Source organism: Hominimerdicola alba, from assembly GCF_900112155.1.
Classification (GTDB): Bacteria; Bacillota; Clostridia; order Oscillospirales; family Ruminococcaceae; genus Hominimerdicola; species Hominimerdicola alba_D.
This window is the reverse complement of the sequence record NZ_FOKQ01000006.1, coordinates 24,992-50,276: the sequence shown is the minus strand read 5'-3', so window position 1 is coordinate 50,276 and position 25,285 is coordinate 24,992. Positions and strand designations below refer to the sequence as shown.

Annotated in this window: 13 protein-coding genes and 2 pseudogenes; 10 read left to right on the top strand and 5 right to left on the bottom strand. The window is 45.9% G+C overall.

The window, feature by feature from the left end:
• The first annotated feature begins 15 nt into the window (after positions 1–15).
• From BM265_RS04970 to ltrA (BM265_RS04925), 10 genes and pseudogenes are all read left to right on the top strand, one after another.
• Positions 16–534 carry a hypothetical protein gene (locus tag BM265_RS04970; protein ID WP_074960468.1) on the top strand — a complete coding sequence of 173 codons (519 nt, stop codon included), beginning with the start codon at positions 16–18 and terminating at the stop codon, positions 532–534.
• Positions 531–2,555 (top strand): DNA topoisomerase 3, encoded by a 2,025-nt coding sequence (locus tag BM265_RS04965; protein WP_074960467.1) that lies wholly within the window; start codon positions 531–533, stop codon positions 2,553–2,555. The genes BM265_RS04970 and BM265_RS04965 overlap by 4 nt, the downstream gene beginning before the upstream one ends.
• Positions 2,548–2,880 (top strand): hypothetical protein, encoded by a 333-nt coding sequence (locus BM265_RS04960; RefSeq protein ID WP_074960466.1) that lies wholly within the window; start codon positions 2,548–2,550, stop codon positions 2,878–2,880. The genes BM265_RS04965 and BM265_RS04960 overlap by 8 nt, the downstream gene beginning before the upstream one ends.
• The gene (locus BM265_RS04955) at positions 2,873–3,385 is read left to right on the top strand and encodes a hypothetical protein (protein ID WP_074960465.1); all 513 of its coding nucleotides are present in this window, start codon (positions 2,873–2,875) and stop codon (positions 3,383–3,385) included. The genes BM265_RS04960 and BM265_RS04955 overlap by 8 nt, the downstream gene beginning before the upstream one ends.
• On the top strand, positions 3,382–4,077 hold the full coding sequence (locus BM265_RS04950) for a hypothetical protein (RefSeq protein WP_074960464.1): 696 nt from the start codon (positions 3,382–3,384) through the stop codon (positions 4,075–4,077). The genes BM265_RS04955 and BM265_RS04950 overlap by 4 nt, the downstream gene beginning before the upstream one ends.
• A gap of 1,039 nt (positions 4,078–5,116) precedes the next feature.
• Positions 5,117–5,194: pseudogene (locus BM265_RS20555) on the top strand (DUF4316 domain-containing protein); the annotation flags it as partial.
• Positions 5,195–6,220: 1,026 nt separating this feature from the next.
• Positions 6,221–15,034 (top strand): YodL domain-containing protein, encoded by an 8,814-nt coding sequence (locus BM265_RS04940; protein WP_074960462.1) that lies wholly within the window; start codon positions 6,221–6,223, stop codon positions 15,032–15,034.
• A gap of 729 nt (positions 15,035–15,763) precedes the next feature.
• Complete coding sequence (ltrA, locus tag BM265_RS04935; protein ID WP_074960461.1) at positions 15,764–17,665, top strand: group II intron reverse transcriptase/maturase; 1,902 nt, start codon at positions 15,764–15,766, stop codon at positions 17,663–17,665.
• Between the two features lie 116 nt (positions 17,666–17,781).
• A pseudogene (locus BM265_RS04930) lies at positions 17,782–18,273 on the top strand (SNF2-related protein); the annotation flags it as partial.
• A gap of 735 nt (positions 18,274–19,008) precedes the next feature.
• The gene (gene ltrA / locus BM265_RS04925; RefSeq protein ID WP_242940777.1) at positions 19,009–20,886 is read left to right on the top strand and encodes a group II intron reverse transcriptase/maturase; all 1,878 of its coding nucleotides are present in this window, start codon (positions 19,009–19,011) and stop codon (positions 20,884–20,886) included.
• A gap of 344 nt (positions 20,887–21,230) precedes the next feature.
• Here ltrA (BM265_RS04925) and BM265_RS04920 read toward each other — a convergent pair whose 3' ends face one another.
• The 5 genes from BM265_RS04920 to BM265_RS04900 all read right to left on the bottom strand — a co-directional run bounded on the left by BM265_RS04920 (position 21,231) and on the right by BM265_RS04900 (position 25,089).
• A complete protein-coding gene (locus BM265_RS04920; protein ID WP_074960458.1) occupies positions 21,231–22,787 on the bottom strand; it encodes a recombinase family protein in 1,557 nt (518 codons plus the stop codon).
• A gap of 120 nt (positions 22,788–22,907) precedes the next feature.
• Entirely contained in the window at positions 22,908–23,096 is a 189-nt protein-coding gene (locus tag BM265_RS04915) for a hypothetical protein (RefSeq protein ID WP_074960457.1), read from the bottom strand.
• Positions 23,097–23,099: 3 nt separating this feature from the next.
• Positions 23,100–23,588: a hypothetical protein gene (locus BM265_RS04910; protein ID WP_074960456.1), complete on the bottom strand. Its 489-nt coding sequence runs from the start codon at positions 23,586–23,588 to the stop codon at positions 23,100–23,102.
• 17 nt (positions 23,589–23,605) lie between these two features.
• Complete coding sequence (locus BM265_RS04905) at positions 23,606–23,935, bottom strand: hypothetical protein (protein ID WP_074960455.1); 330 nt, start codon at positions 23,933–23,935, stop codon at positions 23,606–23,608.
• Between the two features lie 209 nt (positions 23,936–24,144).
• Positions 24,145–25,089 (bottom strand): alpha/beta fold hydrolase, encoded by a 945-nt coding sequence (locus tag BM265_RS04900; RefSeq protein ID WP_074960454.1) that lies wholly within the window; start codon positions 25,087–25,089, stop codon positions 24,145–24,147.
• Positions 25,090–25,285: the final 196 nt, after the last annotated feature.

The window sequence follows — 25,285 nt, the reverse complement described above, 5'->3', positions numbered from 1 at the left end:
GTGGAGGTTTCTATTATGAAAGTAAAGAAGATCATCAAGGGAATTATCGGACTCGGTGCTATGGCAGGCGTTGCCTATGCTGCATATAAGATCGGTGAAAGCAACGGCAAGATCAACGAGCGTTTCCGTGAGAAGTACGGCGATGACGAGGACGATATTGAGCTTGACGATGATGAGGACGAGTACAGGTTTTACGATAATATGATCGAACCTGACGATGAGTGCCTTGCACCTAAGAAAGAGAATAAGCCTTCTTTCTCTGTAAGCATACATAACTATGCTCCGCTTGATTCCGTTAAGGTTGACGGCATTTCGGAGAAAGATATGGATATGCTTGTTTATCATATCTCGCTTGATAAATATACCTCTAACAAGCAGATTCGTGAGTGGCTTGAGGTTGACAAGGATACCGCTGCTAAGGTTATCTCTGCTCTGAGAAAGGCAGGATATATCGGTGACGAGTATTCCAACTATATTATTCCGGTCAACATCACAACCGAGGTATATTTTCGACTCAGAGGTGATCTGCATTGAGTATCCTGATCGTGGGCGAAAAGCCCTCTGTTTCCCGTGCTATCAGTTCCGTGGTCGGTGCGAATACCACAAAGAAAGGCTATACCGAAGGCAACGGCTATATCGTTTCATGGTGTGTTGGTCATTTGGTGGGCTTGAAGTTCCCGAATGACTACGGCAACGGCTGGGAGCAGAAGTGGAGCTTTTCTCAGCTCCCTATGATTCCCGACAACTGGCTGTTTCAGGTCACGGAAAGCACAAAGGCTCAGTATCATATCCTGAAAGAGCTGATGAACAGCGACAGCGTGACAGAGATCGTCTGTGCGACTGATGCTGACCGTGAGGGAGAATGTATCTTCCGCTATGTGTATAATATGGCTCGGTGCCGCAAGCCTGTGAAGCGTTTATGGGTATCAAGCCTTGAAGAATCCGCTATCCGCAAGGCTTTGACCTCTATGAAGCCCATGTCTGCATACGATAATCTTTTCAATGCAGGCTATGCCCGTGCAAGAGCTGACTGGCTTGTGGGTATGAACGGCTCTCGGCTGTTTTCCGTCCGTTACGGCGGTAAGCTGAATATCGGGCGTGTTCAGACACCGACACTTGCGATGATCGTTCAGCGTGATGCAGAAGTAAACGGCTTTGTAAAGCAGAAGTATTACACGGCTGACCTCAACTGCGGTGCTTTTACATTATCATCTGCAAGAATTGATGATGAGAAGTCCGCCGATGCCCTTGTATCTGCCTGTGACGGGAATACGGTCACAATCAGCTCGGTGAAACGTGAGGTCAAGATTGATAAAGCTCCGAAACTTTATGACCTGACTACGCTCCAAAGAGAAGCAAACAAGGCTTTTGGCTATACGGCGCAGCAGACACTTGACTATACGCAGTCGCTTTATGAGGGCAAGCTCGTTACTTATCCCCGTACCGACAGCCAGTATCTCAGCGATGATATGGCTCAGACCGCTCTTGAAGTGACGAAGCTCTGTGACAGCTATTTCGGGTATGGTATTACCCATACACCTGATATTTCAAAGGTCATCAATAACAGCAAGGTATCGGGACACCATGCAATTATCCCAACAAGCGGTATCGCCACGGCTGACCTTTCTTCTCTGCCGACAGGTGAAAAGAATATCCTCACTCTGATTGCCGCAAAGCTGATCTGTGCAGCGGCTCCGGCTCACAAGTATGAAGCTGTCAAGCTGACAGGTATCTGCAATGGAACGGAGTTCACGGCAACAGGCCGCACGGTGCTTGAAATGGGTTGGAAACGCTTTATCAGGCAGACCGATAAGGAAAAGCCCGATGAAAAAGCTCTGCCTGCGGTATCTGAGGGACAGTCTTTCACGGTGGCAGCAAGCAAGGGCGAACACTTCACATCTCCGCCGAAGCCATACACCGAAGATACGCTGTTATCTGCTATGGAGAGAGCCGGAAACGAGGACTATGACGAGGATACGGAGAAAAAAGGACTCGGCACTCCTGCAACAAGGGCCGCAACCATTGAGGCACTTGTCAAAAACGGCTATGTTGAGCGAAACGGCAAACAGCTCAGGGCTACGGATAAGGGCAAGGAGCTTATCACGGTTGTCCCTGATGAAGTGAAGTCTCCGAAACTCACGGCACAATGGGAAACACGATTACAGCAGGTCGAACACGGCGAGTATTCTGCGGTCAGCTTCATGAAGGATATTGAACGGTTCATCAAGGCGATGTGCAGTAATTACGGTGCAAAGGACGATTCTGTATCTCTGGCAAGACAGTATCAGGAAACTTTCGGCAAATGCCCGAAATGCGGCGGTGACATTCTCAAGGGCAAGTACGGGCTATACTGCAAAGTCAAGTGCGGTATGAGCGTAGGCAATGTATACGGTGTGAAACTTTCTTCTGCTCAGGTGAAGTATCTTCTGAATGGCAAGTCTACTTCAATTATTTCAAAGGGACGTCGCAGCGTGGTCTATCCTGAAATAGAAGAAACCATGTATAACGGCAGAACCTTCTATCAGTGGAAAGCGGAGTGGGATATAAATGAATGATGAACCGGAATACATTAATCTGAACGTAGGCGATGGGTGGTTTTATCATCTGCTCGGTCAGATTGACAGAAACACCAATGAGAGAATACGGGAGTTATCGCTCAATGACATTACTAATGAACGTCGAACCAACCTTGAAAACTTGGTGGAGAGAAATAGATTCATTAAGGAATGGGTACTTCGGAATACCGACATTAACGGTATGGTAGTGCTTTCCGGTCGGGAATATCAGGCTTTATTTTGGATACTGCTTGAAAACACTGACCTTGATAGTACAGATGATGACGATGACTACGATGATGAGGAGGAAGATGAAGATGAATAACAATCAGCTTGCGGAAGTCGCAAGAATCCTCGGTGTCTCCGAGGACAGTATCTCCGCTATGGACGATGAGATCAAAAAGAGTATGGCAGTGGTTTTTGAAACTGTTGCTATCAGGAATGACGATGACAAAAAGGCTGTCTTTGAAACCCTCGACAACCTTTGGCAGAAAGGCTCTATCTATATTGAGCTTGCAGAAGTCGCAAAGTCTACGGGTATCACCCTTAATACGCTCCGCAGCCTTGACTATGAAACCCAGCAGACTATCGTCTATGAGTTCATGGCTGACAGCTCGCAGACAGAGCGTTTCTATGACCTTGTGAACAAGTCTCTTGCGGTCGCAGACCTCCCGAATGTGGCAAAGCTCATCGGTACTCCCGTGCGTGAACTGAGGACGCTCCCTCGCCGTATTCAGGAGAATATCTGCGGGGCGTACACAATGGAATATGATGCCGACAGCACCAATATAGAGCTTATCGACCACATCAGGGAGATGATCGCACCGTGACAGAGTTCCCATTTATCAGCAGTACGGATATTGCAGCTATCGAAAACAGGAAGTTTATCCGCATTGAAACGGATAAGGCTCAGGAAATCGTGATTGCTCTCGATAAAAGCGGTATTCCTTTTTCAGCCCGATACGGTGAAACCGAAATGGTGCTGACCTATGACGGCAGTTTCAAGGAACAGGTCGAGGATATTATCGCAAAAGCTACGTCCGGCGAATACGAAGCATTGCTCCGTGAACTGCAAGTATATGGAGAGCCTGACGGTTATTATAGGCTCTTGGGCGAAGTCGCAGAGCTATTGAACACAACGATTGGCGCATTGAAGAACCGTCCCGATGAAATTCAGCTTGCACTCTGCAAGACCTATGTGGATTTTTGGCTCTGCGATACTCCTACGCTTCAGCGTGAGCTTGACCGTGTGATCTCTGTAAACGGCAGAACGCTCTCGGATATTCAGGAACATGAGCGTAAAAAGGCTCAGGAGAAAGCTCCTGCCGCCCCCGTGCAGAGTGCAGCGGATACAGTTCCGACTTTGAGTGAACTGTTTGACGATTATAATCGCCGTAACGGTCATTCGCATTTTTCAAGAGAAAAACATCAACACTTGTCTGAGATCGCCCGCCGCAGACAGCAGAGCGAACAGGAGCGTATCATTCAGACCGAAGAAAGAGAAAGGAAGTTCAGACCATGAAGAAGATTATCATCATCGGAAGTGCCGTTGTTACGGCTGTGACCGCAGCGGTTATCATCATCGTCAAGCGCAGAAAGTGAGGTAGCCTATGCCCGTACAGGATAATGATGACAAGCGTACCGCAGAACAGCCTGTGGTAGATGCAGAGGAAGAACTGAGAAGAAAACAGGCTCAGTCTCAGGAACAGCAGCAGGACGAGACCAGCGTTCAGAAGTCGGGAAAACTTCTTCCTCTCCTGAATGCTAAGGCGGAACATCATCAGAGCCGTATCGACGCTCTTGATGAAAAAATTGCCAATCAGACGGATAAGATTGACCGCAACAAGGCAAATATCGAAGCACTCAATGCAAAGGCTGACAAGCTCGAAGATACGAACCGTATGCTGAAAGCGACTATCGGTAATCTGCCGGGTATCGGTGCTATCATCGCCCTTAACGAGAAGCGTATTCAGACTATCCGTGAGGAGAAGATTCCTGACAAACAGCAGAAGATCGACCAGGCGTGGAAGAAGATCGACAAATTCACCGCAAAGCGTGACCGTATCGAACACAAGCTCAATCGTGTAATTGCTCTGAATGATACGATCAAGAGCTTTTCTATCGGCTTTAACAAGGAACGCCGTGAAGCATTTGCAGATGCAATGACACGGCTGAACGGTGCGACGGTTGACTGCCTGAGCGATAAGAAAGCGACACTTGAAGCGAAAAAGCAGAAAATCCTTGATACCTATAATGCTCCTGCTACAAGTGTCGTTGACAAGTATAAGCTCTCCGAACAGCTCAAAGATGTGAATGAGCGTATTTCAGCTCTTGACGATAAGATCATGAAGCTCGCCCGTCCTGAAACGCACTACGAGGAGCAGACAAACGATCAGCTCGATGCTTCTATGAAGCTGACCGGAGATAAGCTCGGTGAAATGGTGCAGAAAGGCACTGTGGATATGCCGACACTTGCTGAGACTGCTGTTCAGGCGGCGCAGGAGGTCGAAAATCTTGACCGTTCTAAGGTCGCTGAACTTGCAGATCAGCTCGGTATTCAGCCCCTTGCCAATGCGGAGATGCAGCTTGAAGATGATTACAACATGATCGACGGTATCATCAACAACGGCTCTAAAGAGGACATTGACAAGGCAAAAGCAGAGCTTGCCGAAGGTATCAAGAATATGGAGAGCCTTGCGGATAATCCTTTTGTTTCTGAGGAAGTCCGTGCTTCGGCGGCTGATGAGCTTGCAAAAATGAAGAAGCAGTTGGAACTTCTGAGTGCTTCTGATGAAGTCCTTGTAGAAAGCTGGCTCGATACAATGGTCGATAAAGGGGCTGCGGAGTACACGCAAGACGGCGGTTTCAAGGTGAATCCCGACTACTACAAGGAACTGCCCCGAAATGACCGCCATGTAGAGACTATGACAGAAATTCAGGCTGTTGAGGTCATGTCAGCACTCGTTGAGGCAGGCGTACAGTTCTCCGCTGCTACTAAGGGCGAGGATAAGGTCGGCATTACCGTTTCAAAGAGCGATGTGCCTGCCCTGAATGATGTGATGTATGCTTCTATCGGCAAGATCGCACATACAGAAGCAGCAAAGGAGAACGGCGGTAAGGGTGAAAAGGGCAAGTATGAGACTGTCAATCCCGAATACTACGCTTCTCTTTCAAAGGAACAGAGACACACCCGTGTTGAGCCTATCGACACTGCAAGGAAGATCGCAGGAGAACTGCAAAAGCAGAATATCCCGTATTCTGCGGTAGTACGCAAGAATGACACGGTAGCAATTACCGTTTCTAAGGAGAACGCTCAGGCATATAAGCAGATCGAGAGTGCTGTCAAAGGTGAACGTGCGGCAGAGCTTGTGAACCCTGAGTTTTTCAAGGCACTCCCGAAGCAGGAGCGTTTTACCCAGCGTATGGACGAGGGACAGGCTCGGAAGAAGTCGGCAGAGCTGACCGCTAAGGGCGTGGAGCATTCCGCTGTGTTCGGCGGTGAAAAGTCTGCGGTCACGGTCGCAAAGAAGGATTCCAAAAGAGCTTTCTTTTCCCGTGGCAAAATGCAGAGAGATGCCCAGCGTATCAGCGGTCGAGGACAGCAGAACCCTAAGCAGAGACAGCAGACACCCAAAAAGAGAAATAATCAGGGGTTGGAATAACAGATGAGAATAACTGATGAACAGAAAGAAAGGGCGAACCTCGTCAATCTTCCTCAGTTCCTCATGTCTCACGGCTTTGATCTGAAAAAGGTCGGCAAAGAGTATGTGTGGAAGGAACATGACAGCCTGCACATTAAGGATAATGGTCCGGGCGAACGTGGTCAATGGTTCAGGTTCAGCGAAAACAAAGGCGGCGATAATATCGGCTTCCTCCGTGAATACATGGATATGTCCTTTATAGATGCCGTCGAAGCTCTGACCGGAGAACACATTGACCGCACCTATAATCCGTCCCGCACATACGAACCGAAACCTGTTCAGCAAACGGCAAGGGAGCTTTCCCTTGCCGAAGCTGATAATTGCAGGCGTGTGTTTGCGTATCTGTGTAAGACCAGAGGACTTGACTATGATCTGCTTTCCGCACTTGTGAAGAATGGCGTTATTTCCCAGGAAGAAAAGACAGGCAATGTGCTTTTCAAGTATTATGACGATCAGGGCAAAGTGATCGGTGCAGAAAAGGTCGGCACATCAACAGAACACAAATTCAAGGGCATAGCAACAGGCTCGGCAGGCGGTCACGGATTTGAGATTGTCCGCGGCACGGGCGAAAAGGCTTTTTTCTTTGAGAGTGCGATTGATATGCTCTCTTATCTGCAAATGCACGATAAAGAGCTGACCGATTGCAGGCTTGTTTCAATGATGGGAGTGAAGCCGAATATCGTCCTTGATACGATGCTCCGTCATAATATCGCTCCTGAGAACGTGTATTTATGCTCCGATAATGATACCGCAGGCAATGAATTTGCCCAGCGTTTGCAGGAGCAGTATCCCGATATGAAGCGTGTTATCACTCCCGATACATACAAAGACTGGAATGATATGCTTCGTGGTATTCCGAAAGAAGTAGAACATGAGACTGAAATAAAGGAGGTTCAGCAGACAGATATGCAAAGATACGGCAACGAAATGTGGCACAAGGCAACAGATAACAGAGATAAGAGCCTTGTGACGATTCAGGCTGCGGATTTTGCAAGATTGCAGGAACAGCTTGATAATTCGGGCATTAACTACTATGCCTATGCCCGTGATAATTCCGTCATTATGGCGATCAATGACAAAGACATAGAGTGGTTCAAGCGTATTGCAGGCACTCCCGATCTTGTTCGGACTAAATCAAACAGACCGTATTCTCCGCCCGAAAAAAACATCTTCGGTTCAGCGGAGTATCGTTATATTCCGCAGAAAGAGTATATCTCCGATGACCGTGATCTTGTCCTGAAAATGGCAGAGATCATGTCAAAGCGTGGTATGCAGTTTTCGGGCAGAGTCTATCCGTCCGGCAAGGGTACGCTGACAGTCAGCCGTGCTGACCTCTTTGCTGTCCGCAATATCAGGGACGAAGTTATCAATATGCGTAAGCAGTTTGCAAGTCCCGATAAGGCGCAGGAAGTCGGAAACCGTGACTATCGTGCAAACCGTGATACTCATTATTATATGAGTAAGCTCACACCTGAACAGTTCGGAGAGGTCAAGCCTTTCCTTGAAACAAGTGTGAGCTATCACGCTGTTGTTCGTGACGGCAAGGTAGCTTTTGCGGTCGATAAAGAAAATGCTCCTGCATTTCATAGAGCATTGGAGAACGCTGTCCGTGAGGTCGGTATGCTCCGCAATATGACAGACCTCGGTCTGCCAATGGAACAGATGGTAGCATTATCTCCCGTTGTTCATCGTCTTGCCGTTGAGGATATGAAGCTGAATCTTGCTGAATTTTTTGACCGCAGATATGATGAAGCTCAGTTCGGTGAAATGCTCTCACTTGTCAATGCGTATATCGCTCAGGCTCCGGCTGAAAGATATGGCGAAAACTCCAAACTGAATGATATGCTTGAAGCAAAGTCGAGTTTTGACCGCAGTATCGAGCTTTCAGACTTTTTTTCTCAGCACGCATTCTCAGATGAACAGAGGGCCGCTATTACCGCTATGTTTGTCGGTGATGTGACAAGAGGTCAAATCGACAGCATTGACGAAACTTTCACGGCTGAGGATATTCAGGCGTATGACGAGATTCTGCATAACGCTTTGCAGGAATCTGATGTTGCGGACTTCCTGACTGCTCATAAGCAGGTTGTTATCGACAGAGAGAACGCAAGCAGAGTGCCGACAGAGGAAGAAGTATTATTCCCGAAGGCTGACCTTGCAAAGTTTATTGCAGAACGTACACCGTCCTCCGATGAGTGGGAGGATATGGCGTACCCGATGTTTGAACATGGGTATCTCGATAAACACAAGCCCAGCGACAAGGCGGCTTTCGGCTATCATCTTAGTGAGCCTGCGTTCTATGACCTCGCCCAGCGTTTCCATGACGGCGACGATATTCGCAAGGAGCTTGCACTCGGACTGTTAGAGGGCGGTATTTCTTCTGACATTGAGTTTGTCTTTGAGGACGGCAAAATGTCCGACCGCACCTATTATTATGCCGAAAATCTCCGTCACTCTCTGCATTTAGAGAGGACTGAGGACGGATATAATTGCAGTATCAGCGGTATGGAGCGTTTTGTTTCCTTTGAGGAGATCGGACAGGCTTTCATTGACCGTATTCACGAAGAATTTGACGATCTCGCTTTCTGGTGGGTTCGTGATGATATGCAGGAGGCTATTCCCGATATATCCGATGAAAGAATCAGCAATCTTCTCACGGCATTTGACGGTGCTGCTATGGCGGATTGGGAGAAGGGCGATAATATCCCGAAGCTCAACCGTATCAAGAAAGCTCTCTATGATATTCTCGGTGATGAAGTGCAGACCGAAAAGGCGTTTGCTATCATCGCAAAGGAAAAGTATAATGTGACCTTTGAAGCTGAACAGCCCGAAAAACAGCCTAACAGCCTGACATTCCATTTCGGCAAGGGTGACGGTGATGAATGGGTTAGCGAAAGCGACATCGTTCACGATTTTGCACTTGCACACCCTGATTGCAGTTTTGCACTCGGCAATGCAGTCCTTGAATACCTCGATGAGAAACAGCACTCGGAGCGCAATATCCCTGAGCTGAAAGCAGGCTGGTATAAAAAGACGGACTTCACGATCAGTGCTGTTATCAATGGTGAGCAGTTCGGTTATGAGGGCCGCTTTGATATTGGTGACGGCAAAGGCACGGGCGGCGGTTCGCTGATTGACCATATCCGCACCCATAATGAGGGTATTCTCGGTTATACGCAGCACCCGTTCAATCAGCCGGAGTATCAGGAAAGAGCGAAGCACACACTTGATGTGTTTGTTCCTTTCCTTGAAGCCCATTCTGAGCTGACGGCTGAGGAACAGCGTATCTTTGACGATTTCAAGGAACAGCACCCGATCCGCACCTATGATGATGTAGAAAAGGCTCAGGGCAAGTTCCAGATCTATCAGCTTCCCAGCGGTGAAGAATATCACGGTATCCGCTTTGAGGGTATGGAACAGCTCAAAAAGGACGGCGTACAGCTCAACAAGGACGATTATGAGCTTGTTTATGAGGGCGTGGTCGGAGAGTTCAGGGGCAATGCTACCCTTGAAACACTCTTTGCTCAGTTCAATACAGCACACCCTGCGGACTTCACTGGTCATTCTCTTTCTGTAAGCGATGTTATCGTCATTTCCGTTGACGGCAAGGATACAGCGTATTTCTGCGACAGCTTCGGCTTTACGGAAATGCCTGAGTTCTTCAAGGAGAAAGAGCTTTCTCAGGAGAAGTCTGCCCCTACGGTCGCTGATCTTGATGTCGGTGACGTTATCATGTATGAGGGCAAACGCCGTGAAGTCGAGAAAATCAGCGAAAAGAGCATTTCTCTCAAAGACCTCGACGCTCCCGATTACGGTGGGATTCTGCTCGGAACTTCAGATGTGTTCGCTTATGAGGGCTGGCAGGCAGATATGGAAGAAAAGGGCTTTGAGATTCTGTCTAAGGGCGGCCAGACTGCTGAAAAGACAGAGCCGGAGGATAAAGGTCCGGTATCGCTCCGCAAGGTCGGTGATTTCTATGAAATGTATGGCAAAAATGCGGAGATCGGTGCGGAAGTCCTCGGACTGCGTATGCTGTCAAAGCACGGTCAGCCTATGGTCGGTTTCCCTGACCATGTAAAGGACGAGTATTCTAAAAAGCTCAGTGATGCAGGATATTCTGTCCTGATCGAACAGGCATTTGAACTGAATCCTCCGAAACGTGAGCCTGAAAAGCTCCAGACGTTACAGCAGGTCGTTGACACATATTTCGGCACGGACTGCGAGTCTGCCGAAACGGAACACGGCACATGGAAACTGGCTATTGCTGACGGCGATAAGGTCGGTGAGCTTTTCTACGGTGGAGAGCCTGTTTGCGGTATCTATAACCGTGGCGATAAGATGGAGATCGAGCCGTACCGTGAGCTGTCCACTTTCCCGAAGCTCCTGCAAACGGCAATGCTTGAGCATAATCCTGATAAGCCCGTGGAGATCATGGACTTCCAGCGTACCTTTGAAACTCCGCTTGATAAGGCAAAGTGGCTTATCAACGATTTCTGTGAAGCCGAATACCGTGAGGGGGCTGATTTCGATGATCTGCACAATGTCGGTCTTGCGTTTACCACGCTGACGGACGATGAGCTGCCCATTCAGGTAAGGGCTGACCTTGTGGACTTCAAGATCACTCACGAATTTGACGGTGAAGTATTCGATACAGAGCAGTTTGACAGTATCGAGGATATGATCGAAAACGGACTGACAGGGCTTGACTTTTCTGACCTTGTTTCCGTTCCCGATGAAGTCATTGACAGGCACAATGGCAAGGACGAACAGACGGTTGACCTTATGAGCGATGCCGCCGATATTTTCGATACTTCTTCTCCTTCTGATGATGTTCCAGCGGTTACGCTGAAATACAAGGGCGATGCTGAGAGCCTTGATGAGATCAAGGACAAGGCATTATCCCTCGGTGCGACTGTTCTCATTGACAATGCTGAGGGCGTTATCTCTATCGACACCTATGAGAATCATAAAGCTGAGCTTGACGGTCTTGCTTATGAGCTTGGAATTATGCGTGTTGATGATGCTCCTGCTGTATCGGAGGATATTGACAAGCCGTTATTCACCGATGAAGCGGTCATTGACGAGATTCAGCGCAGCGTGAATGATGATGTTCCGTTTTGGGAGAAGCCCGACATTGAGGGCGAACAGCTTTCTTTGTTTGGTGATCCCGAACCGCTGACAGCCTCTAAACCTGCACCTCAGAAGCCAAAATCTGAGTTTTCCGCAGGTCCGGTTGTGGACGGCGTTCAGGTCTATGAGGCTCTCTATGCGGAAATTGAACGTGGAACAGGCTTTGTTGACGGCAAAATCCGTGTGCAGGAGTTCTATGAAAAGATGAGAAGCCAGCCGAATCACCCCACAACGCAGGAACTGGCTGACTTTCTGAAAAAGGAGTATGGAACAGGCGGTCATAGCGGTGACGGCAAGATCACGCTTGTTGACTACAACAGCAAGGGGCTTGTCTTTTCCTTCGATAATGGCGAGAAATTCCGTCATTCGTGGTTCAACGTTGCAACCGCAGTCGAATCAAAGCTGAGAAGCAATACCTACCTCTCACCTGAACAGCAGGAAAAGTGGCAGGCTATGAAAGCTGAACGCTCACCGGAGGAAAACGCAGAGCCGTATAAGGTAGAAATCGGTGACCGATTTCGCAACAAGGCTACTGGCGTGGTTTCGGAGGTTGTTGCATTGACGGGTGCATTACCGTATTATACGGACGATTGTACGGTCAAACGCAGAAGCGGTGCTTTTGAGATCGAGGAGAATATTTCTTATGATAAGCTCCTGAGCAGCGGTCTGTATGAATACATTGGCAGGGCTGAACCCGAAAAGGAAAAGTCTGAACCTGTGAAGCCTGAGCCTGTTGCTGAGGTAACACCGGATAATACTGCGGTCGCTCCTGAAACAGAAAAGACTGATATTCCGACAATCAAGAACCTATCTCAGCTCAAAAAGGCTTTGAAGCCGGGAATGATGTTTGAGATCAGCGATCATCTCCGTCCTGAATGTATCGGAGAACGCAGAATCGTCACTGGCGTAAGCACCGTCGATTTTACTTCCAGAAAGCTCGATGAAAATGGCGAACCTACGGGCAAAGACCTTCACATGGAGTTTGACCGTGCGAAAAACTGGAGTTTTGACGGCGGTGAGCTGACTTCCAGACTCGATAACGGCGATATGCTCATGAGCTTTCATTTTATTGACAGCTTGGAGCGTACTAAAGAGCCGGAGATTGATACTCCTATACCTGAGATCAGCGATACAGATGAAGCGATAACTGAGAAAATCACCGCACCTACTCCCGATAAGGGCGATAACTTCACCATTACTGATGATAACCTCGGTGACGGCGGTGCTAAGACGAAGTTCAGAGCCAATGTCGATGCAATCAGAACGCTGAAAGCACTTGAAGCCGAAAAGCGTTCTGCAACGGCTGAGGAAAAGGAAACCCTGTCGAAATATGTCGGCTGGGGTGCTTTGGCTAAGGCTTTTGATAAGAATGATGAGAAGTGGGCCGCAGAGTATAAGGAGCTTTCTGAGTTGCTGACTCCGCAGGAATACGCTCAGGCACGTTCAACCGTAAATGATGCGTTTTACACCAGTCCTACGGTTATTGACGGTATCTATGAAGCTCTCGGAAACTTCGGCTTTGAGGGCGGTAATGTATTAGAGCCTGCAATGGGTATCGGAAACTTTTTCGGACGTATGCCCGAAGAAATGCAGGCTCACTCTCAGCTCTACGGCGTGGAGATCGACAGCTTATCGGGCAGAATCGCTCAGGCTCTCTATCCCGATGCGGATATTGCAATTCAGGGTTTTGAGAAGAATCGTTTTCAGAACGGCAGCTTTGATGTAGCTGTCGGTAATGTCCCATTCGGTGAGCTTGGTTTCCGTGATACCGTCCATGATACCACGAAACTGCACGATTATTTCTTTGCAGAAGCCCTCTCAAAGCTCAAAGACGGTGGTATCATGGCATTTGTTACCTCGGCAGGCACACTTGACAAGCGTGATGAAAGCACTCGCCAGATGTTAGCTGACAAGGCTGATTTCATCGGTGCTATCCGTTTGCCAGGTGGAAAGAATGGTGCATTTCACGATAATGCCGGAACAGATGTTACCACGGATATTATCTTTTTGAAGAAGCACGAAGGCAAGTCGCTTGCCGAAATGTCCGATATTCCCGATTGGGTACAAATCGGTGAAACGGCTGACGGTCTGCCGATCAACAAGTATTTTGAACAGCACCCTGATATGGTGCTTGGTACTGTGGTCGAGGGAAACAAGCTCTACGGCAGCGGCACTATGGTTGTCGCTGAGGACGGCTTTGACCTGAAATCGGCACTCCATGAAGCTGTCGGCAAGCTCTCTGCGGAGATCAGCCACGATAAGGGGCGTGATGTATACGCTAAGACCGCTGACGGCGTTCAGGTACAGATTCCGTCCAATCTGCGTAATTACAGCTTTTTTATGTCTGACGATCAGGTGTTCTTCAAGAAAAACAACGCTGCCTGCGAGTTCCGTTTCGATAAAGGAACAGCGCAGCACAAGCGTTTCAAGGCTTTTATTGAGCTTCGTGACCTCACCCGTGAGCTGATCGAAGCAATGGAGCTTGACAAGCCTGACAGCGTTATCAAGGATTTGCAGGCAAAGCTGAATGTGGCTTATGACGATTTTTACAAGAAATTCGGACTTATCCACTCTCAGACGAACAAGCGTTACTTTGCAGAAGATGTTTCGTATAACCTTGTGGCAGGACTTGAAAAGGACTATGATAAGACTGAGCTGAAAGCAAAGTCCGATATTTTCACAAAACGTACTATCGTGCCGCCGAAAGCAGTCGATCATGTTGATACGGCTCTTGAAGCTCTCACTTTGTCCGTAGCTGAAAAGGCTCATGTAGATTTTGAGTACATGAGCAGTCTGACGGGTATGACGGAGGACGAGCTGAAGCGTGACCTGACAGGGGCGATTTTCAAGATTCCCCATACGGAGAACGGTTATCAGACGGCAAGTGAATACCTGTCGGGCGATATTCGCAAGAAGCTCCGTGAAGCGGAAGAAATCGCTGAGTACGATGCGGACTTCAACATCAATGTATCGGCGCTAAAACAGGCTATGCCTGAACCGCTGAAAGCCGGCGATATTGACATTAAGCTCGGTGCTGCTTGGCTTGATGCGAAATACTATGAGCAGTTCATGTATGAGCTGTTGCAGACACCTGAGTATCAGCGCAGTACAAGTCCGTCCGCAAGGTGGAATAAGAGTTCTATCATCGGCGTGGAATATTCCGTACACGCTAACTCTTTCCATGTCAGCAACAAATCTTCCGACAGGTCGGTGCTTGCTACGCAGAAATACGGTTCTCATAAGATGAACGCCTACGACATCTTTGAACATCTGCTGAACTTACAAGAACCGAAGGTATATAAGACTATCGAGGTTCCGGACGGTTTGGGCGATACAAAGGAAAAGCGTGTAGTGGATATTGATGCTACCCGTGTGGTACAGCGTAAAGCCGATGATATTCGCAAGGCATTCAAGGCGTGGATTTTCAAAGATCCGCAGCGCCGTGAAGCTATCGTGGAAAAGTACAACGAACTGTTCAACAGTATTCGTCCCCGTGAGTATGACGGCTCGGCTCTTTCTTTCCCGATGATGACTTCGGATATTAAGCTCCACGATCATCAGAAGAATGCTATCGCACACGCAATGTTTGGCGGTAATACGCTTTTTGCGCACTGCGTTGGTGCCGGAAAAAGTGCGACACGTTCGTAACTGAAAAGGTTACGCACAAGGTCGTATGATAAATTAATATTTGAAATACGGTTCTTGGAGAACTGATATTCCGACAGGTGGAATGAAGGAGTAACGTCCTGAAACGCCTGCCTTAAAACTGCGATTTGCTTTAGCTACGGCAGTGGTAACTATGGTAAAACGCTCGCGGAAGTCGGCAGAAGTTTGCCCAAACAGACAATGCTGTGGAAAGCGTTCCAGAGGTGGAATGTGCAGATGATATGCCGGAGGTCTATAAAATACCTATGGTCAGAATGTCAATGTTGACTGGCGAAACCCCGAATGTACGGGTCTAAAAGGCGTTACGACAGAAATGTCGCAGTCCGAATACGGAAGTGCATGAGGATGAGTAAAATTTTTTTTACTATGAAAATCCTTGCAGTGTTACAGGCACTGGGTATGCGCAGGCTCAGAGGGACACCTAAGGGTATATGTACAGATAGGAATATTGGAACGTGGAAAGGTCGGAACGCAGAGCTAACTGCGGCAATGAAGCGTTGAACAGGAAATCAGCTCATACTGTATAACTGTTCTTTATCCGGCTGAGAGTAGTGCCACAGTACCGATGAAGCCGCTGCGAAAAAGAGGCGGTGGAGGGATAGGCACAAGTCAACAATTACAAATAAATTTCAAATTATACAAATTCAAAGGTTCGAGTATGACTAAGAAAAGCGAAATCCATTCTGAAAGCAGAAAGGAACTAAGCTGACTTTGACAGACAAGAAAAGAACTCTTAAGAAGCAAAAACTCCGTAATGCTGAATATTACAACTTGCAAGGCATATTTGATAAGCTGTATGCAGACAGTAAGGATGGTAAAGCGTTCACGCATCTTGTGAATATCATAACCAGTCCGGAAAACATAAAACTTGCATACAGAAACATCAAGAAAAACCAAGGAAGCAAAACAGCAGGAACGGATAAGAAAACAATAAGCGATTTAAGTAAGTGGAAAGAACACAAGCTTATCTCCCATGTACAGCGAAAACTGGAAAGATACACACCGCAGAAAGTTCGAAGAGTAGAAATTCCTAAAGACAATGGTAAAACCCGTCCTTTAGGCATACCTACAATCATGGATAGACTTATACAGCAATGTATATTGCAAGTACTGGAGCCAATTTGTGAAGCTAAATTCTTTGAGCGAAGCAACGGATTCAGACCTAACAGAAGTGCAGAAAATGCGATAGCACAGGCTGAGCGAATGATGCAAAACATGAATCTACACTACGTCGTAGATGTAGACATTAAAGCATTCTTTGATAATGTAAGTCACGGCAAGCTATTAAAGCAGATGTGGACATTAGGTATTAGAGACAAGAAGCTGTTGTGCATCATATCAGCTATGCTTAAAGCAGAAATTACCGGAATAGGTTTTCCAGAAAAAGGAACTCCTCAAGGCAGTATCATTTCACCATTATTATCCAATATTGTTTTGAATGAACTAGACTGGTGGGTAGCAAGTCAATGGGAGAACATCCCCACAAGGGAAAATTATATTAAACGCATATACGCCAACGGAACACCCGATAAATCGAAACAAGTATTTCATTTACGGAAGTCTTCTCTTAAGGAGTGCTACATTGTAAGATATGCGGACGACTTCAAGATATTTTGTAGAAATCGTTCGGATGCGATTAAGATGTTTGAAGCTACTAAACTTTGGCTGAAAGACCGCTTAGGACTGGAAATCAGTCCCGAAAAGTCAAAAATAGTAAATCTTAAACGTCATTTCTCGGAATTCCTCGGATTTAAGCTGAAAATGAGGAAAAAGGGCAAAGACAGACAAGGCAAACCAAAGTATGTAGTTGAAGCACATATCAAGGAACAGCGATTATTTAAAATAAGAGCGTATACCAAGGATATAATCGGAAAGATAAGGCAAACGTACAATAAAGAAATGGAATTTAGGCTTGTTCAGATGTACAATGCCTATCTGATTGGCGTTCATAATTACTATTGCATTGCAACTCATGTAAATATTGACTTTCACGTTATCGCTTATGATGTCAAAAAGAGCCTTTACAACAGGCTGAAACACAGGATAACCAGAAAAGGTACAATCACTAATAGCTATATCCGGAGTAAATACGGAAAAAGCAAAGAAGTAAGATTCATCAATAACCATGCCATTGTGCCAATTGCATACGTCCAACATCGAGTTCCTATGGATAAGAAAAGACGTATAAATAATTACACACCAGAAGGACGAGAGGAAATTCATAAAAATTTAGGATTTGTTGATTTTTCGCTCCTATATCATCTTATGAATACTCCCTGTGGTGCTGAAAGCGTAGAATACAATGACAACAGGATATCGATGTATGTAGCTCAAAAAGGTAAATGTGCTATAACTAAAGAACAACTTGATATAGGTACGATAGATTGTCACCACAAGAAACCAAGAGCTTTAGGCGGTGGTGATGAATACAATAACTTGATTATTGTATCTGACAAGGTTCACATACTGATTCACTCAGTAAACACAGTAACACTGAAAAAGTATCTAGAACTGGTTAAACCTGATGCAAAACAGTTGAAGAAAATAAATGAGCTGAGAGTAATGGCAGAAAAACCACCAATCTCAGCCGATGGAGAACTGATTGAAGTCTGAAGTATAAGTTTGAATAAAAGTAATTGTTGATGGAGCGCCGTATGACGGGAAACTGTCACGTACGGTGTGGGACAGGGGAAAACTTGGAGATAACATCAAAGGGTTACCTATTGTCATCATTTGAAATGATCGCAACAGCTATGGAATCAAAGCGATTGGGTTTGTGTACTAAGAGCTTGTTTGCTGTCCCGAATCATCTGACGGAACAGATCGGTGACGATTTTCAGAAGCTCTATCCGGGTGCTAACATCTTGGTAGCTACCAAAAAGGACTTTCAGAAAGCGAACCGACAGCAGCTCTTTGCCAAAATCGCAACAGGCAATTATGATGCGGTTATCATCGGTCACTCTCAGCTCGGCAAAATCCCTGTTTCAAGAGAGAGACAGGTTATGACGATTCAGAGCCAGATCGACGATATTCTCCGTGGTATCGAGGAACTGAAAAAGAGCGAAGGCTCAAAGTTTCAAATCAAGGCTATGGAGCGTACCCGTAAGAGCTTGCAGAAACAGCTTGATAAGCTCGAAAAGGCTAATCAGGACGATACGCTGACCTTTGAACAGCTCGGTATTGACAGGCTATTCGTCGATGAGGCACATGAATTCAAGAATTGTGCAAAACGTTACGCATAAGGTGTAGGTAACGACTATGCCGAAACACGTCATGTAAATGAACTTAGCAATAAGAATCATTTACAGAGAACTTGAATCTCAAATTCAGAGGTGGAACTCCTCTGCCGTACAGAATTAATACAATGGCAAGTTAAAGCCAGTAGTACGAGAGTTAATACTCCACTATGCGATATGAAGCTGTAACTCCATATCGTGTAAAGCGTGGTGAAGTCGTAATCTGAAAACCTAAACCTGAAAAGGCATGGATAATAATGATGCGGACTTCCGAAATCCATGGTTAAACATATAAGTTGAAGCTATGCAGCACCGTCAAACTCGGCTGTCGAAAGACGGAACAACTGAAGAAAATGTATGTGGTTGGTTTTTCCGCATACGTTCCATTGGATGAAATACCTATGGAGACCCTGAGGAACTGTAATTCAAATCAAGGTCAGATTCTTCCGGTGTAAAGTGGCAACCTAAAGATTTCACAAAAGGATAGAGGTTCAGGAACGTTTGAGAGCCTGTCAAGGGAGCTTTACAGGGCTATGAACTTGGCAGGAAGTCAGCCGTACCATAGTAGTCTGAGACGGTAGGACCGATCACACGAGGCTGAAATGCCTCACGGCGAAGGGTACGAGTCAGATTAACGATAAATTTCACACTTGAGAACAAATAACTCCCTGAAATATCGGGTGACGAACTATGAGGTGATGCCTTATACACTTAAACGTCATGTTCTCCAGCGAAACCGACCTTAAACAATGTCAGGACTTTCTGTATCAGAAAAGTTCTGAAAATGTTAATTTTACAGGCTTGCTCGAAGCGATGTTCTATAAGAACACAATCGTTACAGCAATCCATGATATCAAGTCCAATCACGGCAGTAAAACGTCAGGAGTGGACGGTCAGAGCATCAACAGATATTTGCAAATGGACAGAGATGAACTGTTTGCATTGATTCAATCTAAAATACAGAACTATAAACCTAAGCCTGCAAGGCGAGAATATATAGCCAAAAGCAATGGTAAAATGCGACCCCTTGGCATTCCTACAATGCTTGACAGAATAATACAGCAATGTATGAAAATTATCCTTGAACCAATATGCGAAGCAAAGTTTTATCCCCACAGTTACGGATTCAGACCGTACAGAGCACAAAAACACGCAATAAGGGATATCGTTAATGTTATAAACAGTACAGGACGTTCAGTGGACAAAGCAGTATGGGCAGTTGAGGGAGATATTAAAGGCTGTTTTGACAATATCAACCATAGAATTTTAATGAATAAGCTATGGAAGATAGGAATACATGACAAGAGAGTTTTGAAAATTATCAGTCAGATGTTGAAAGCGGGATATATTGACCGTGGAATATATTACATGACAATTTCTGGAACTCCGCAAGGCAGTATAATTTCACCATTGTTAGCAAATGTGTACTTAAATGATTTTGACTGGTATGTTGGCAGAAAATACTTTGAACCGCACAGACAATGCAAGTACAAGGTTAATGACAGCAGAAGATTAAAATCACAGGGTACAACGCCTAAATATAACTTCCGATATGCTGATGACTGGGTTATACTCACCACAACTAAGGAAGAAGCAATAAGGCTTAAATATGAAATGACAAGCTACTTTAAGTACAAGCTGAAACTCGAACTATCGCAAGAGAAAACCTATGTCACGGACTTGCAAAGAAAAGGAATAAAATTCCTCGGATTCGTGGTTAAAGCGGAACGGAAAAGGAAAACTCCCGACCCAAAGACTTGGACAGATAACCTCGTCGGTAAACCCTACCCTGATTTGGAACGCCTTAACCGAAAATTGGACACCCTGAAAGCCGATATAAAGAAAATTGAAACTTTCAAGGAGCCAACATCAAGGGCGGCTATGATACACGAGATTAACTCGAAAATCATGGGTATAGCTCAATATTTACAGCCATCAATCTGCTCACACGCTTTTGAAATAATCGACAGGCGTGTCAACAATACTGCTTTTGCAGTATGGAAGAATATGTACCCTAAGAAGTACAATCAAATGCAGGTTCCGCTCAAGACACTATGCAATTTACCCCACAGGCATCAGGATTACACCAGCACTACGTTTGCAATACAGGTAGAGGGCAACTGGTTTGGTCTAACCTATGCGTTCATTACACATAGCAGATATGAATCAAAGCCATTTGACCAGAAGACCACGCCTTACACAGAGGACGGCAGGAAACGATATATTCAGCAATGCAGTAAACGAAAAAGTCTGCCTTGCGACAGACCTTCAATCAACACTCCCGAAGAAATTGCGTTTTCAAAATACAAGAAAGGCAAGGACTGGAAGAGAAATTTTGAATTTTACATGAATCGTGAATATGCCTACAATCGGGACAAAGGAAAATGCAAATGTTGTGGTAAAGAGTTCGGCAATAGCACTACAGGACATTGTCATCATGTCGATAATAAACTTCCAATAGACAGAATCAATAAGGTTCAGAACCTTGCTTGGGTATGTATGAGTTGTCACTATATGATTCATAACAGCCCTATAATAAATGTTGATGCAAAGACAGAAAAGAAAATTCTAAAATATCGCGAAAATCTCAAAAAGTGAAATTTATCGCAGGCTGTATTTCGTGAGGATACAGTTCTGTTGAAATCAATAGAAAGTAAGTTAATCTGATGGAACGCTGTGTGCGGTGAAAATCGCATGCACAGTGTGAAACGGGGGAAAACTTAGAGATTATATCAAAGAGTTACCTATCGTTATTGTTCGTAGCGACAAAATTGCAGAATGTCGCAGGCATTTCCAACTCTGCTTCGCAAAAGGCACTTGATTTGTTTCTCAAATGCCGTTATCTTGATGAAAAGACTGGCGGTAAGGGCGTGGTTTTCGCAACCGGAACGCCCAACGCATCACCTTATCAACACTAAAAAATACCGAAATTCCGCACTTTTTCAAATGCTGAATTTCACTTCAATACCTGTTTCATCGGAAATAAGCACCACATCAATCATAGCTGCCGCCAGATCGTGCTTTTCCTGCACCGTCAGTTTATCCCACTGCTTCATAGGTTCTTCCAACGGCTTTGTGTCGATAGCTTTACGCTTACGGCACATGGTCTGCATTTTCTTTTCAAGCTCCGACTTCTGTTCGTGCAAGGCACTCACACGCTTCTGAATGTAGTCAAACAGAACGGTATCGGCATCAGCGAGCTTTTCCATAAGTTTCTGTATCTCGCTGTCAAGGCGGATAATTTCTGTTTTGATACTCTCCGTTTCGGCATCGGGCTTGCTTTCCTCATGCTTTTCAATGTTGAGCTGTTCGATACGCTTTTTCATTTCCGTCAGCACAGCGTCCTCGACCTGTTTCGGCTTCATCTTAATCGGAGGAGTAGGACAGCCATTCAGCGTATATTTGCCGTAGTCAAGAAAGCGATAATATACTTTCTTTCCCTCATTTCTAACGGAATGATTGAAGTGCATCGCATAACCGCAACAGGCACATTTCACCATACCCACAAGCCAAGAGTTCATAGCCTTGCCGTTGTTCGGGAATTTACTCTGGTGCGACTTTCTGTCCTGCACTCTCAGCCACACATCGCCGTCCACAAGCCCCTCATGGTAGGCTACCTTGACGAAGTGCGTATCATCACCGCCAGCGTGAACGAACAGCCCATGAACACCGTCATAGGCTTCAATATCGTCAAGCAATTCATATCCTCTGGAAAGAAAATAGCGGTACACATCTTTGTTGGCACGGACATACAGCGGATTTTCAAGTATACGGCTCAGGTGCGACCTGTCAAGATTGGATATGCCTGTTTTTGTGCGTGGTGTCGGTCTTGAAGCATTGATACCGTTCTCCGTCATGTAGCGGATAATATCGGTCAGAGAATTTTCGGGGTGCTGATACAAGTCATAGGCCACACACACCGCTTCTGCATTCTCCGAGGGAACAAGCACCGAGCCTGTCTTGCCGTTAATGGTTCTTCTTTCGGGAGTGTAGCCAAACTGCACCTTACCGCCCTGATAAAAGCCCGTTTCTCTTGCTTTGGTATTGAACGCATCTGCCACTCTTGCGGCGATCGTCTCACGCTCAAACTCAGCGAAGTTCAGCAGATTGTTTCGCATCATACGCCCTTCTTTTGTCTCCGTATTGAACGGCTCGGAGAGGGAGTAAACGGTCACACCGTAGCGGTCAAGCTCGTCCGTGATGTTGAGATATTCTCTCATATTTCTGCTGAAACGGTCATACTTTTTCACGATAATTCTGCTGATAAGTCCCTCACGGGCATCGCTCATCATCTGCATAAATGCGGGACGGTGCATCACATCTTTGCCCGACTTTCCATCGTCACAATAGATACGATACTCGCAGTCTCCTACAAAGCGGATACATTCCTCCTTTTGTGCGGAAATGGACAAGCTGTTGTTGCCCTTATCCTTGTCGCTGACGGATCGGCGTACATAGATAGCCGTGATACCGTCATTTGTTTTCGTTGATTTTCTCATTGTTGACCTCCAATTGCGTTTGCAATCGGACGGTTGGTTTTACATCTATATCATAGCACAACCGCCCGATATTTGCAACAGCATTTCTGTAACTGTAATCAAATTCGGCAGAGTGCCAGATTATTCAGTTGTTTCCTTTGTTCCGTTGCGGCGCATTGCACCGAGGAAAATATCGTACATCTTGTTGATCTTCTGCTGTCTGATATTTTCGGGAACATCGTCAGGGTACGAAACCTTGACTTTGATACCCTCATCAGTCACATAGTCAACCGCCTTCTCTCTCTTTTCTACGGCAGATGTTGTGTTCAAATGTTAGTCCTTTCCGACAGCTTTCTCTTTGTCGCTGTCTGTCAATTCAGGTTTGATAATCAGCATCATCGCATCTCTCAGCTTATGCTGAATCGTGTATGTGTCACAGCCCCAAATGTCCGCATACCGCTTGCACACGGCGAGCTGAATATCAAGAGGTCTGCGGCGGAGCGTACCCTCTGTCATACGCAGGATTTCAGCCACCGCAGGAATAAAAAACAGATAGTCCTTTTCCCTGCGATGTTTCTCGATCTCATCACGCTGATCGGCGTACTTGTCCGAGGTGATTTTCTCCATGATTTCCTGCACGGTATCCTTGTAATCGCTGTCATAAGAAAAGAAAATGCTTTCCTTATCAAAGCGACCTTTGAACGGCACACCGCTTACGCCGAGGGCAACCGTTATCTGCTGTCCTTTATCAGTTTTCAGAGCAACATATTCTTTATCATCGCTCTCAAAATCGTCCCCGACCTTGTAAATGTATTCGCTCATTCAAAGCCCCCTTTCCGTCAATCCTTGTCAAAGAGAGTACGGGGAAATTCTTCCTGCATAACCGCATCGTCCTTATACGCAGGAGAGCTGTCCGTCAGGCTGTCAATATCCGAATCGGACATACCGCCGTCACGGAGCTTTTCAAGCTGTTCATGCTCACGCTCGATAGCGGAGAACAGGTCTTTGCCTTTCAGCTTGAACTTGTCGGCAAGAGCCATAAGGTACAGCTTGTTATACTCCTCCATATCCTTGTCGAGCTGTTTCTGCTCCTCAGCGATAGTTGCCTGTCGCTTTGCGATCTTCTTTTCGAGCTTTGTCAGCTTGTCAGCGATAGAAGTTGTAGCCATATCATCACCACCATTCTGAAATTTTAGTCGAGCTGATCACTCAGCCCCATACTAAAATTATAGCGCACTTCCGTATAAAAAGTCTATTCGCAGTGCGCATGAAGTTGAGTGCGCCATTAGATTTTTCCGTTCGATATTTTGACTGGGGAATTTTTGTCGGCAGAAAAGAAAAATGCAGAGCTGTTATGCCCTGCATTGATTTGATTTATTTACCCGTTAAGGCTATCTATAAACTCCTTCATATCCTTGCTTATGCGCTCATACTCGAAATCATGAACATAATGCTCGCAATCAAGCTGAAACACCTTACCGTTGACAGATTTTTCAGTATATTCTTTGCAGGCTTTTATCTCATCATCACTATCTGTATTTGAAAGGTACTGCAAAGTTGGAATTGTCGGCATCGGTTTGGAGTTTATCTCATCGCAGACCGCCCTGACATGATTGTTCTCGCTTACAATGTTATCATTGGTTGTCTTATGGCAAACTATCTCGGTCAGTATCTTCTTTTCCTGCTCACTCAGAGTACCCGAATAGTCCGCATCTGTCAGTCTAAGCACCCCCGTCACCCTTGCAAATCTGTTGATATTGATAGCGATTTTCTGAGAGGTGCTTTCTTTATAATCGGGCAGAGCCGAAAAATTAGCAAATGCCATATCAAGTCCGACAACAGCTTCAACTTCTTCGGGATATTTCTGTGTCCAAAGTGTGGCTTCAAGTCCTGAAAGCGAGTGCGGACACAGCACATAAGGTGCTTCGATGCCTGCCTTTTCGAGTGCTTCTCTGTCCTGTCGCAGTATCGTGTCAAAATCTCTTTCTCCGTCAACGACATCGCTGAAGCCGTAGCCGAATTTTTCAATAACGACTATCCTGTATTTATCGGAAAGCCTGTTGTAAAGTGGCTTGAAATCCAGTATCGGAGAAGGAGTGTCCCAACCTGACATAAAAACGATAGTGTGCTCACCCTCGCCTTCGGTGTATATGCTCATGTTGTGACCGTCCACCTCGACAAGCTGTCCGAGGGGAGTATCGTAAAGGTCTTTATTCTTTTTGAGCATTATTTGATTATAAATCGTCATAACGATAAGAAATACCGCTAACAGTATCAGTAATCCAAGCAATACTTTCCCTATGATCTTAAACGCTTTTTTCATGTGTTATCCTCTCATACTATTTTCATTTATAACGAATATGCCGAATGCCTATTCCTGCCTTTCCATTATATCACACCACCCCCAAAAAATCAATCCCATTTCTGAGAAAATCTCCCCTCTAAAATAACCGTCACCATATACAGAAATCCGCTGTTGAATTTATGCGATAGGGAGAACCATCATGAACAAAGTGTAA